The following is a 12,885-nucleotide window of genomic DNA, read 5'->3' as shown; positions in this document are numbered from 1 at the left end:
TTCACAAACTGTTATTGAAACAGAAATACCTGCATGTAAACGATGAATTCAACCGGAATCGACGGTCAGGAAACAGCCATAACGCTTCATCAGCAAACGATCCAAACCCTCTGGCAGGCGGCCGTTCGGGCGGGTTTTCCCGCAGCCATCTGGCGCCTGCCGAACCGGACCGAAAAAGAACTCATCATGGACACCTCCGGTACGGTCGGCACCGTCGGCCTCGATCTGGAGGAACTGCCCATGGGATTTGCCGTCAGCCCGTTTCTAAATCCGGACGGCGAGCATACCATCTTCCTGCGGGCCGACCTCTACTGGCGGTTCGACGAAGACGGAAATGTGGTGGAGGAGCAAAGCAAAGTGCCCTCCGACCATCCGGCGCTCCGCCGGTTTTCGGAAGAACTCACTACCCCAAAATCGAAAAAACCGTCTGCCGTCCGCGTGGTCGAAAGCTCGGCCCTGGACCAGGACCGCTTCGAGGAGGGCGTCGGGCGGGCCATCCGCCGGATCGAGCGGGAAGAATTCCGGAAAGTGGTTTTATCGCGAACCAAAACCGTCCGGTTTGCCGAGCCGCCCGAAATACCGGCGCTCTTCAACCGGCTCTGCAACGCCTACCCGAACGCCTTCGTCTCGGCCGTCTACCTGCCCGACCGCAACCAGGTCTGGATGGGCGCGTCGCCCGAGCGACTGGTGAGCGTGGATGCGCAGGGCATTTTCCGCACCGTCGCCCTGGCCGGCACCCAGTCGGCCTACGACTCGGAAGGAAAGCCCAAACGGCCATCGGAAGCGCTCTGGTCTCAGAAGGAGATCGAGGAGCAGGCACTCGTCTGCCGTTACATCATCGGGTGTTTTAAAAAGATTCGCCTGCGGGAGTACGTCGAGGAAGGTCCGAGAACGGTCGTAGCCGGAAACCTGATGCACCTTCGGACGGACTATTCCGTCGATACGCAGGCCGTGAATTTCCCGCAGCTGGGGACGGTCATGCTGCGGCTGCTGCATCCTACCTCGGCCGTCTGCGGAATGCCCCGCGAAGCCGCCCAGTCTTTTATTCTGGAGCAGGAACCCCACCAGCGGGAGTTTTACAGCGGTTTCCTCGGCCCGATCAACATCCGCCGGTCGCAGGGAACCGAAAGCCATCTATTCGTCAATCTCCGCTGTCTGAAGCTGGAAGGGCAGGAGGCCACCCTGTATGCGGGTGCGGGCCTGACGGAAGACTCCGTCCCCGCCCGGGAATGGCGGGAAACCGAACTGAAATGCGATACCCTGCTGGATGTGATCCGTGAAAAAAGCTGACTATCAATAATAGCAAATAGCGAATGTTGAATAACGATTAACGAAATGGCGCTGCGGTTCAGCACTGCGGAGCCAGTTCAATTTTCATTATTTAACATTCGCTATTCTGTATTCCCACTTCCTTATTCCCCAATATCATCCCGGCCCTCGGCCGGATCGTTCGGGTTTTTGTGTTCTTCGGTATCCCGGGTTCCGCGTGAGCTGCTGGCCGACGATTGCGTTTCGCTGTCGGGGGCGGTAACGTCCCCTTCTCCGCTCACCTGATCCAGGTTCTGCTCACTGATCTGGCGTGATTCCATATCCTGTTCCGTTTTCTGGCTGATTTTTGGACTAAACGGCCTCCTCATCGTCCTCGTCGTCGGTGAGGTCCTCATCATCGTCGTCGTCCGTGACGGTCAGTTCCTCTTCATCGTACTCCTCCTCATCGTCCGGCCCATTGGCTGAGCCGCCGTATCCGCCGGTACTCATGTTGCCCGGATAGCCGGCGCCGGTCGAGGGATTCATATTGGTGGTCGAAGGTTCATCGGACGATTCCATATTCCGAACCGTGGCGGTCGTCGAGAAATCGAGGTCTGAAACGGAGCTGCCGTTGGGGTTCATGGTCGCATTACTCTGCGCCATATTCGTCTGGTTTTCCATAAGCGTATACTATTTTCCGGTCGAAAAGTGTCAAACACTTCTTAAACCCGGCAAGGTGCCGAAGGTTTGGAACCGGCCGGCGCTTTGATGGAACGGGATCGACAAAAAAATACCCGGATTCCAGGCGAATCCGGGTGAGGGTCGGAAGATCAGTGAGTTGTCTCAAAAAGCTGCCGCCGAGGGCCTTCAGCAGGGCGACGGTGTAGGTGGCCCGCTGCCCCTGAAGCAGCACCAGCTGCCGCTCCGACTCCAGCACGGTCCGCTGCGAATCCAGCACTTCCAGAAACGTGGTCAGCCCCTTGCCGTACAGTTCCCGGTTCAGCCGCTCGGTATACCGGGCCGATTCGAGGGCACCGTTCTGGCTGTCGATCTGCCGGCGAAGGCCCACAAGGTTGTCCAGAGCGGTTTCGGCTTCGCGCCGGGCGGTCAGCAGCCGCTGCTGAAAAACCGCCTGGGCGGTCTGGGTCTGCTGGCGGCCAAGCTGGATGGTCTGCTGGTTACGTTTCCCTTCGAAGATCGGGACGCTGGCATTGAAGCCCACCAGATAGGTGATGCTGGCCGGAAAAAACAGGGTTCCGATCCGGCCGGTCAGGGTGCCGCCCGCGCCGACGAGGTTGACGCGCGGGTACAGGGCCGCCCGGTTGATCTGAACCTGCGTCAGGGCAATCTGGTTCTGCTGCTCGGCCTGGATCAGGTCCGGCCGACGGCGAAGCTGGTCGAGCGAAACGGCAGCGAAGGGCAGTTCAGGGAAAGTGGTTCCCAACCGTCCGGGGGCCAGGCTGAAGGTGGCCGGGTCGAGGCCGCACAGCTGGGCCAGACCGTTGACCAGTTCCGTACGGTACCGTTCCAGCCCCTGAAGCTGAACCCGCACGTTGGCGATGTCGGTTTCGGCCCGTTTGGCGTCGATTTCGTTGGTCAGCCCGGCCTGAAAGCGGGCGCGGATGATGCTGAGCGTCGAATCGCGAAGGCCGATGTTCCGCCGGATGACGGCCTGTTCGCTGTCGTTGGCCCGGACCAGGTAATACAGCCGGGCGATTTCCGAAGCGACCACCAGCTGGGTAATCTGAACGTCGGATTCACTGACCTGCCGCTGGAGGTCGGCCGCCCGGACCCCGGTGCGGATCCGCCGGAACAGATCGACCTCGTAGCTGGCGTCGATCGGCAGAATCTGGAACGTATTGAGCTGAACGCGGGGGAGCCGGTCGCTGGCGACGGGAACGGCCACGGGCCGGTACTGGGATAGACTCTGGGTCGTGAAGTTCAGGCTGCTGCGGACGGAAGGGGAGAGGTACGACTCCGCTACCTGCACCCGGATGCGGGCCTCGTCCACCCGGCTGACGGCGATCCGGACGTCCGGGTTGTTGGTCAGGCCGGCTTCCAGCAGCGAATCGAGCGTCGCATCCCGGAACACCGCCCAACTGTTGCGGACGGCCTGGGTATTGGACCGGACTCCGGCGGCCGTCGGTTCCGACCCTCCGTAACCGGGAGAGTATACGTTCCTTTCCGACGAAGCCGTCGTCTGCGCCCATGAACACGTTATTCCGAAAGAAAGAATCGCACCAAGAAATAGGGCCGGGTTTCTCATACTTTTTGTTTTGTGGCCGACGTTTGGCCCTGCAATTTAACTCGTACCTGCTGACCATCCTGCAGACGGTCGTTCGGATTGATTACCAATTGTTCCTGACCGCGCAGACCGCCCAGCACTTCGAGGGTCGTTCCGTAGTCGCGGCCCAGCGTAATGGGCTGGAAGCGAAGGACTTTGTTGGGTTGCACCACCACTACGCGCGGCCCTTCCGATGTGATCAGCAGCGTGTTGGCCGGAATCAGCACCGGCGGGTTGGTGGCCCGCATGTCAAATTTGACCTGTCCGTACAAACCGGCCACCAGTTCCTTATTGCGGTTGGGAATGGCTACTTCGGCCAGCAGCGTGCGCGATTCCGAGCGCAGCGTTCCCGACGTCCGGACCACCCGGCCCCGGAAGGTTTTGCTCAGTTCGGGTATGGTGACGGAGGCCGGCATCCCGACCCGCACCAGCTGATAAAAAGTCTGCGGCACGTCGACGAACACACGGAGCGTATCGAGCTGCGAAATGGTAAACAGCGGCAGTCCGGCGCCGTTCCCGGCGGTGACCAGGTTCCCGACTTCGGCGTTGCGGGCGGTGATGATGCCCGTAAACGGCGCCCGGATTTCCTGCAGCGCCTTAAGGGCCTCCAGCCGCCGGAGGTTGGCCTGATTCATTTCAAAGGTGGCCTGCCGGTTGTCCAGGTCCTGCTGCGAGATGGCGCCGGGCAGCGTTACGCTTTTCAGCCGTTCCAGGTTGGACTGGGCCAGGCGGAGGTCGGCGCGGGCCCTGATCAGCTCCTGGTCGAGTTCGGGGGCGTCGATGGTGGCCAGCACCTGCCCGCTGCGGACCCCGGCGCCGAGGTCGACGAACCGGCGTTTCAGGAAGCCCTGCGTCCGGGCAAAGACCGGTGTTTCCCGAAACGGCATGATCTGGCCGGGGAGCATCAGACCGGTGGTGTCGGTCGAGTGCGCCACGGGGACGGCCGTTACCAGAGGCTGACGGTTTTTTTCTTCGTCGGCTTCGGCCTTCAGTTCCTGCGTGTTGCGAATACGGGGAATGATCCCTACAAAGACAAAGAGCAGGATTAAACCGATCGGGACGAGCCAGAGCCAGATGCGTTTCATGGTTTCCAGGATTCTACTTTTTTCTTGCCAGATAACTAAAGACCACCGGGACGAACAGCAGCGTCGTGAAGGTAGCCAGCAGCAGACCGCCGATGACGGCCCGGCCCAGCGGAGCGTTCTGTTCACCGCCTTCGCCCAGACCCAGCGACATCGGCAGCATCCCGATGACCATGGCGATGGCCGTCATGATGATGGGCCGCAGCCGGGTCCGGCCGGCTTCCATAGCCGCACTCAGGGCGTTATAGGCGACCTCGGGCAGGTGGTCCTTCGCAAAACTGACCAGCAGGATGCTGTTGGCCGTCGCCACCCCGACGCTCATGATGGCACCCATCAGCGACGGAATGCTGAAGGTGGTGTGCGTCAGGAACAGCATCCAGATCATCCCGCACAGGGCGCCGGGCAGGGCCGTGATGATGATGAACGGATACCGGAACGACTGAAAATTGACCACCATCAGCAGGTAGACCAGCACGGCGGCAAACAGGATTCCAATACCCAAACGCGAAAAGGCGTTGTTCATACTCTCCACCTGACCCCGGATCAGAATCTGATTGCCCGGTTTCAGCTGCGGGCGGTATTCGGCCATAATTTTTTCGATCCGATCGGAAACCGAACCCAGGTCGGTGCGTTCCACGGAAGCATAAATGTCGTAAACCGGCTGCGTATTTACCCGGTTGATGATGACCGGCGTCAGCCTTCGTTCCACCCGGGTCATGTTGCTCAGCAGCTGCGGAGTGGACCGGACCTGACTCACCGCCATGGGCGTCTGCATCAGCTTGTCGAGCGTGTTGAGCCGGTAGGGCGGGGTCTGTACGGCGATCAGGTACGGAAAGCCGGTGACCGGATCGGGCCAGAAGTTGGGCGACACCTGCGCTGTTCCGCTCATCGAAATCATCAGGTTGCCGGCGATCTTCTGCTCGTTCAGGCCCAGTTGGGCGGCCCGCTCGCGATCGACGTTGAGGAACAGTTCCGGCGCGTTCAGAACCTGGTGCAGGTGAACGTCCACGGCCCCCGGCACCTGCGCGATCCGCTGCCGGATCTCCTGGGCGATCCGCAGGTTATTGCCCCGGTCGAAACCCATGACCTGTACGTCGATCGGGGAGGTGAGTCCGAAGTTCAGAATCTGGCTGACGATGTCGGCCGGCTGGAAAAAGAACGTCACGTCGGGGAGTTCCTCCCGGAATACCGCCCGCAATTGCCGGATGTAGTCCTGGGTCGGGCGGTTTTTCTCCTCGTTCAGCGAAACCAGCAGCTCGGCGTCGGCGGAGCTGATGGAGGAGTTATCGGAGAAAATGAAATTGTAGCGTTCGCTGGTCAGACCGATGTTGCTGATGATCGAACCGATCTGGTCGGCCGGAACCACCTCCCGGACGAGGGCCTCGGTGCGGGCGGCAATCCGTTCGGTTTCTTCGAGACGGCTGCCGGCCGGCGCCCGCAGGTGAAGCCGAAACTGGCCCGCATCGACGCCGGGAAAGAAGTCGCGGCCGATGAACGGCACCAGCGCGGAGGTGAAAACGATTACGCCCGTAAAAGCCGCCAGCACGCTCCGGCGGTGGTGGAGCGCCCAGTCCAGCGCCCCCAGATACCGGGTTTGCAGGCGCTCGAACGCGTCGTTGAACCGGTCATACAGGGTCCGGCGACGGGCCGTTTCGTGCCCTCCGGCCGGAGGATGGCTTTCATTCCGCAGCATCAGGTCGGCCAGCATCGGCACCAGCGTCCGCGACAGCAGGTAGGACGCCAGCATGGCGAATACGACCGCCAGGGCCAGCGGCCCGAACAGGAAGCGGGCCGGACCTTCCAGAAACAGCACCGACACGAACACGATACAGATCGTCAGCGTCGCGACCAGCGTCGGGGTGGCGATCTGCTGGGCCCCTTCCAGAATGGCTTTCCGCAGCGGCAGCCCGAGTTCGTGGTTGCGGTGAATGTTTTCGATGGTCACGGTGGCGTCGTCGACCAGAATGCCGATCGCCAGCGCCAGACCGCCGAGGGTCATGATGTTGAGCGTTTCGCCGAGCAGATACAGAATGACCAGGGAACTCAGAATGGACAGCGGGATCGAGATGGCGACGATGAGCGTACTGCGCCAGCTCCCCAGAAAAAGCAGGATCATGGCCGCCGTCAGCAGGGCGGCAATCAGGCCCTCCGTGACGACGCCCTCGATGGACGCCCGCACGAACACCGACTGATCGAACAGGCCGACGACCTTCAGGTTGCTGGGCGCGGAGGCCCGGATGGTCGGTAAAATTTCGTTGGTGATCTTGTCGACGATGGCCGTCGTGGAGGCATTGCCGATCTTGACGATGCTCATCAGAATGCCCCGGCCGCCGTCCTGTTTGACGACGTTGGTCTGCACGGCCGAGCCGTCGTGGACGTTGGCGACGTCGCGCATATGGACCGTTACCCCGCCGGCGGTGATTTTGACCGGAATTTCGTTCAGGGCCGCCACCGCGTCGGGTTTGGTGTTCAGGCGAACCACGTATTCCCGCTCGGCCAGACGGACCTGTCCGCTCGGCAGGGTCAGGTTCTGGGCCGAAACCGCATTGACGACCTCCTCCGGGGTGACGCCCCGGGAAAGCATCAGGTCCGGGTCGAGGTCGACCATGATCTGCCGCGACTTGCCGCCGAAGGGCTGCGATAACCGGCTGCCGGGAACGGTCGAAATCTGGGGCCGGATGCGGGTCACGGCGTAGTCGGTAATCTGCGGTTCGGTGAGGCTGTCGCTGGAAAGGCCGAGCTGCAGAACCGGTACGTCGGTGGCGTTGTAGCGGACGATCAGCGGGGGCTGGGTGCCGGGCGGCATCCGGACCCGGATGGTCTGGGAAATGGCCGTGACCTGGGCCATGGCCTCCTCGATCCTGACGGATGGCTGGAAATAGATCTTCAGAACCGCCGTGCCGTTATACGTCTGGGATTCCAGCCGCTGAATGTCGCTGACGTTGTTGATGAGGGACGTTTCGCTGAAGTTGGTGATCATCTTCTCCATCTCGTTGGTCGACAGGCCGGTATAGCCCCAGATCACCGAAACGACCGGGATGTTGATCTTCGGAAAGATGTCGGTGGGAGTCTGAACGATGGAGACGATCCCCATGATCAGAATCAAAAGCGCCATGACCGCAATGGTATATTTTTTTTCCAGCGCTAAACGTACGATCCACATGATTGAGACGGCGGATGAAACATCCGGTTGGCAACGAACAACTCAAAAAAAGCGCAAAAGCGGGTGTGGAGGATAGGGCGTCCGATTCAGTCACAAAGGTACGGGAATGCGGCCGGACTTCGCTGTCCGGAAAACAGATGTTTTTTGCGAAAAGGTTTCGGTAACCTAATAAACCGTCGGCATTGGCTAATTCGGCCAAATTTTATTTTGATGGGAATTGCCTATTCAGCCGGTTTCGAAAAAATAGGTAATGAAACCGGCCGGTTCCGGACCGGCTATCTGCAAAACGGCTTGAGAATAGGATAAGTCGGATGAGTGATTGGATATAAAATGGAGATCGGAGAAATGGAGTTGGTCTATCTGAAAAGTCGGGAAGGGATGACCGGCAACCTGGAAAAAGGTTGAAATTACTTATCGAAAATATTTTCAGGGCAGCAGCTCGTCCGGCTGGTGCTGAAGAACGGAGGTTTCGGTTCCGGGGGTGACGGGTCGCGGCCGGTCCTCCGTGGGGGGCTGAATACCGGGTCGGGGCGGCTCGGGACGCGGGGCGAACAGCCGGTTGAACGAATTGAACGAACGGGTATACTGCACACTCATCCCGCCCCCGGTCGTCAGCGTGCCGTAGGTGGAGGTGGTGGCGCCCAGGTTACCAAGCTGGTTCTGGTTCCGGTTATACATCTTCAGCCGCAGCCGTCCGTCCGGAACCAGCCAGTATTCGAGCGTCCATTCGCCGAGCAGACTGGCCACGCTGGTCTGGCTCTGGCCGTACGTAAAACCGCCGTCGCGGCTGATCCGGAAGCGGTCGTTGAACCGGTAGGAAAAGCGAACCTGAAGGTTGTTGACCAGGTTCTGGTCAAGGCCGTTCAGGGACACCCCGATGTCCAGGTTCTTGTCCAGCGTGGAGGCCAGCCGGCTGATCTGGTTGGAAAGGAGTTCGCTGAGGCTGTTGGTGAGTCCCGATCCGACCACGTTGTTACCGGAGGAAACCGGATCGAACAGCCCGACGCCCTCGCCCGGCGCCAGCTGGCTGAACAGCAGCACGCTGCTGACCTGGCGACCCAGCTCCTGATCGTTGCTTTTCAGCCGGGATTCGAAGGCGGCCACGGCCTGACGGAAATCCGGCTGTTGCGGGTATTCCTTCACTTTCAGGTCATAGGCGATGTCCGGCGCCATGAGTCGGCCGTTGAGGTTGATGAGCAGGTCCACCGGATACCGCCGGACCCGGTCGGGATTGTTGTTCGAACTGGTCGAGTATAACTGAAGGATGGGGGCCAGCGAAGCATACTGGGTATAGGCGGTTTTGACGTCCACCATGGCCTCGTAGGGGTCGCCGGTCCAGGTGATGCGGCTGTTGGGCAGGATCTGGAACCGCTTGTTGATGATGTTCTCGAAGGTGAACGTGTATTCGCCCTGCTGGATTTCATAGGCGCCGGTCATCGTGAAATCACCCTTCGTGTCGATCCGCATGGCGAGCTGTCCGCTGCCGTAGGCCTTGATGATGTCGCCGGTCTGACGGTCGAGCTGGATTTCACAGTAGGCTTCCGGGGTGATCGACAGGTTGAAATCCATCCGGATGCCCGACAGGTCTACCTCCGGCTGGTTGCCTTTGGCGATGCTGTCCCGTTTGGCCGGGTTGACGTTGATGAACCGGATCACCTGCTCTTCCGACACGCTGGTGGCCTGATCGAGCGGGATATAGATGCGTGTCCCGCGGTTGCTCGTTACGTTGGCCCGGATGGTCAGGTTGTTGAACGGCCCTTCGATGCCGGCCCGGCCACTGACCACGGCCGTCCCGTAGAACAGTTCGTTATCCCGGATGGTGGTGTTCAGGATCTTGAAATTCCGCATGTCGGTGACGTTCAGATCCACCGTAAAATACCGGAAACCGTCGTGGAAGACCCCGCCCCGCAGGGTGGCCCGGCCGCCGTTCTGGTCGGTCAGGGTCATGTTGCGGGCCACGATCTCATTTGGCCCGAAGTATACCTTATCGGAAAAGCCCAGATCGGCCTTCAGGTAGTTGAGCGTCAGCCGGCCGTTCTGCACGTCGACCGTACCGCCCAGCACCGGGCTGCTCACCTTTCCGGTGACCATGACCGTACCGGTGGCGGTTCCGCCCACATTGGATACGTAGTCGCTGACGAACGGCTCCAGCAGCCGCAGATCGGTATTGTTGAAGATGCCCCGGAGGTCGAGCGGGCTGCCGGTGGATGGGCGGGAGTCGTAGGTGCCGGTGATGGCCAGCACCTCGCGGTCGAGCCGCCGGATGCGGGTATCGACGTTTACCCGGTTCGACTTATCGAGAACGCTGCGGTTGACGACGTTGCCGATCAGGAAGTTATTGTATTTGAGGGAGTCGATCGTGAAGAGGCCGTCGAGCAGCGGAAGGCCATACAGGCCCCGGATGTTGACCCGGCCGTTGGCCAGCCCGGAAACGTTGGTGTTCAGGACCGGGTTGAGCGTCTGGAGCAGGAAGTTGCGGGCCTCCATCCGCAATTCCTGGAGCGAGTCTCTGGACACTTTTCCGCTGAAGGAGATCAGCTGGTTTCGGTTGGAAAGGGTAAAGTTGCGGACCGTCACTTCCGGCCCGACCACCCGGATCAGGTTTTCGGGCGAGAGCGTCCAGACGCTGTCCAGCAGCCGGAACCGCGACTGATTCAGTTCCAGGTCCATAGCGTCTCCCTTGAAGGTCAGCGAACCGTTCAGGTCGGCGCGGTTGGTGCTTTTCTGCTGGTGGATGCTGGTCGTAAAGTCGATGTGGTTGACGTCCCAGGACGCTTCCACCTGAAGGTTTTCGCTGGCCGCCAGCGAGCCGAACTGCTGCCGTTCGGAGTTAATGACCAGGGCGGCCAGCACGTCCGGCGTATTGACGAATTTGGAGGTGTTCAGGTCGATCGTGCTTTTGTAGAAGGCGTAATCGTCCAGTTTCAGCGTATCGATGGCGCCGTTGAGCGTCAGCAGGGCCGTCCGGTCCACCCCGAACCGGCCTTCCAGCCGGGTATTGGGGGAGAAATAGAGCGCCGGGTAGATCAGCGCCGTCAGGGGCTGGACGTTCTTCAGCAGGAACGCGTAGTCGATGTAATACGGAGCGGCCGGCGGGATTTTCCGAAGGCGGTTCTGGTAATAGGCGGCCATGCCGGCGGCATCCCCGGCAAAGTTCATACGGTATTCGCGCGCCAGCCGGTTCAGATCGTCGACCACCTGGGTTAGCTGGAAATTGCCTTTCAGGTCGGCGTTCAGGTAGTCGGAACCGATGTGGATGGTACGCTCGGGGCCGTCCATCGCCGAGGAGGCAAACAGCGTATCCAGCACGAGGCTGCGCTTGCCGAGCGTCACGTAGGTGTTCAGCAGCCGGGCGTCGCCTACCAGTTCGTTCAGGGTATTGCCCACCAGCCGGACGTCGAGGTCGCTGCTCACGATGAGGCTGTCGTCGAGCAGGTGCGTCGCCAGCAGGTCGGCCCGCTTCACGTTGCCCCGGACGTCGAACAGGTTTTTGCTGCCCCGCAGGTCGAACTCCCCGTCGAGGTTCAGGTTCATGTTGGTGTCCCGGGCGCTTACCTGCCCGTGGAAGAATGATTTCTGCAGATTACCCCGGACGGCGATGTTCCGGTAGTTGTAATTCCGGAACCCGATCCGGCTGAACCGGGCGTCGAGGTCGAGGGAGGCATCCCTGACGGTCAGGCCCCGGCCCGAAAACCGGCCCTGGCCCTCGACCCGCTGCACCAGTTCCGGCCGGTCGATCAGCGAACCGACGTTGACGTCGGTCAGTTTGAGGTTGCCGCTGTAGGTGGTGCCGCGGTCGCCGTTGAGCTTGAGGGCCAGCTCGCCGTTCACCGCCCCGATCCTGGTTTGGAACGTTCCCACGGTTTTGAAATCCGTAAACCGGCCGGCGTAGGTGGCGGCAAAGCTGAGAGTCCCCAGCTTGTCGGCGATGGGATCGAACGACGGGTCGGAGTAGTAGGGCCGGATGTCGGTCAACTGCACCACCGACGGTTTGAACCGGAAATCGACCACGGTGCGGTCGGCATCGGGCAGGCCGCGGAAGGCCACGTCACCCACCAGCCGGCTGCCCTTTCCAAACCGGATGTCGGCATTGGAAAACCGGAAATTGCGAACGGTCCCGACAAAATCGCCCGAGGCCCGGGCCACGTCGAAATTCTGGTCGAAATAGGAGGTGAACGGCTTCAGGTCCTGGGCCCGGACGGTCGCGTTTCGCAGCCGGACGCGCATGACCACCTGGTCGTTGAACTCGTTGAAGGCCGAGAAGCTGTCGTACGAAAAGATCAGGTTGTTGCGAACCGTCGATCCGTTGATGCGGGCGTAGAGGTCATCCAGCCGCATTTCTTTGGCGCAATAGAGAAATTTCGTGTCGAGCCGGTGGATCTGAAGGCCCGACTGCCGGGCGAACCCCTTCATCCGGCCGATGCCGACGGCGATGGTGTCGCCCAGCAGCAGAAAGTTTTCAAGATTAGCGCTCAGGCCCGTCACCTGGAAGTGGTTGTAGTCGAAGACCTTGCCGTCCATACGGGGTTTCCGCATGTCGCGGTAGGTGAACTTCCCGTCGACCAGGGTGGCTTTTCCGATCGTAAACGGAACATTCTGGTTCGGAATGGACGGTTTGGTGGTATCGCCCGCCAGCAGTTCGTTGATGCGGGCAATGAAGTCGTCCATGTTCAGGTTGCCGGTTTTCCGGTCCTTCACCAGGGCCACCTGCGGCTGGTAAAGCAGCACCTCGTCGAGATGAATATTGGTCCGGGAACTGTCGATGAGGGTTTTGAGATCGAAATTCACTTCGAGCCGCCCGACGTCGATCATCGGCTTCCGGTCGCGGTTCTTGATGCTGACCTGTTCCAGCGTGATGGTGTCGAACCACTTGATGGCAACGCCTTTAATATCGATGGGGAACTGAAGTTCGGCGGATACGCGTTTCGCTGCATAACGCACCAGCTGCGTCTGTACGGACGGAATCTGCAGGCTGGCGACAACAATTCCCAGCACCAGCACCACCACGAGAATCGTGTAGAGCAGGGTTTTGAGAAGTATCGTAAAAAAGGAGCGCACCGAGCCTGGGAATTGGTGAGTTGTTGAATGATTGAATTGTTGAATGGGCT

General features: G+C 60.4%; 7 protein-coding genes. 1 reads left to right on the top strand and 6 read right to left on the bottom strand.

Features of this window, described 5'->3' with window-relative positions:
• Positions 1-42 precede the first annotated feature (42 nt).
• Entirely contained in the window at positions 43-1,290 is a 1,248-nt protein-coding gene (locus DX909_RS07320; RefSeq protein ID WP_128544494.1) for a chorismate-binding protein, read from the top strand.
• Between the two features lie 122 nt (positions 1,291-1,412).
• Here the strand turns inward: DX909_RS07320 and DX909_RS29465 are convergent, their stop codons facing one another.
• The 6 genes from DX909_RS29465 to DX909_RS07295 form a co-directional block, all read right to left on the bottom strand.
• On the bottom strand, positions 1,413-1,589 hold the full coding sequence (locus tag DX909_RS29465) for a hypothetical protein (protein WP_164851211.1): 177 nt from the start codon (positions 1,587-1,589) through the stop codon (positions 1,413-1,415).
• A gap of 31 nt (positions 1,590-1,620) precedes the next feature.
• Positions 1,621-1,929, bottom strand: coding sequence for a hypothetical protein (locus DX909_RS07315; RefSeq protein WP_128544493.1), 309 nt, complete (start codon positions 1,927-1,929; stop codon positions 1,621-1,623).
• Positions 1,898-3,514, bottom strand: a complete 1,617-nt coding sequence (locus DX909_RS07310) for an efflux transporter outer membrane subunit (protein ID WP_128544492.1) — start codon at positions 3,512-3,514, stop codon at positions 1,898-1,900. The genes DX909_RS07315 and DX909_RS07310 overlap by 32 nt, the downstream gene beginning before the upstream one ends.
• Positions 3,511-4,617, bottom strand: coding sequence for an efflux RND transporter periplasmic adaptor subunit (locus tag DX909_RS07305; RefSeq protein ID WP_128544491.1), 1,107 nt, complete (start codon positions 4,615-4,617; stop codon positions 3,511-3,513). The genes DX909_RS07310 and DX909_RS07305 overlap by 4 nt, the downstream gene beginning before the upstream one ends.
• A 13-nt stretch (positions 4,618-4,630) precedes the next feature.
• Positions 4,631-7,777, bottom strand: coding sequence for an efflux RND transporter permease subunit (locus DX909_RS07300; RefSeq protein ID WP_128544490.1), 3,147 nt, complete (start codon positions 7,775-7,777; stop codon positions 4,631-4,633).
• A 426-nt stretch (positions 7,778-8,203) separates the two neighbouring features.
• Positions 8,204-12,835 carry a translocation/assembly module TamB domain-containing protein gene (locus DX909_RS07295; RefSeq protein ID WP_128544489.1) on the bottom strand — a complete coding sequence of 1,544 codons (4,632 nt, stop codon included), beginning with the start codon at positions 12,833-12,835 and terminating at the stop codon, positions 8,204-8,206.
• Between the last annotated feature and the right edge of the window lie 50 nt (positions 12,836-12,885).

The organism is Larkinella soli, assembly GCF_003703975.1.
Taxonomy (GTDB): domain Bacteria; phylum Bacteroidota; class Bacteroidia; order Cytophagales; family Spirosomataceae; genus Larkinella; species Larkinella soli.
Note: the sequence above shows the minus strand (reverse complement) of the source record. Positions and strands in the feature narration are given on the sequence as shown.

What these genes read in the sequence shown, in the direction of transcription:
- DX909_RS07320 (WP_128544494.1), top strand. Translation starts at nt 43, where the DNA reads ATGAATTCAACCGGAATCGACGGTCAGGAAACAGCCATAACGCTTCAT.
- DX909_RS07300 (WP_128544490.1), bottom strand. Translation starts at nt 7,777, where the DNA reads ATGTGGATCGTACGTTTAGCGCTGGAAAAAAAATATACCATTGCGGTC.
- DX909_RS07305 (WP_128544491.1), bottom strand. Translation starts at nt 4,617, where the DNA reads ATGAAACGCATCTGGCTCTGGCTCGTCCCGATCGGTTTAATCCTGCTC.
- DX909_RS29465 (WP_164851211.1), bottom strand. Translation starts at nt 1,589, where the DNA reads ATGGAATCACGCCAGATCAGTGAGCAGAACCTGGATCAGGTGAGCGGA.
- DX909_RS07315 (WP_128544493.1), bottom strand. Translation starts at nt 1,929, where the DNA reads ATGGAAAACCAGACGAATATGGCGCAGAGTAATGCGACCATGAACCCC.
- DX909_RS07310 (WP_128544492.1), bottom strand. Translation starts at nt 3,514, where the DNA reads ATGAGAAACCCGGCCCTATTTCTTGGTGCGATTCTTTCTTTCGGAATA.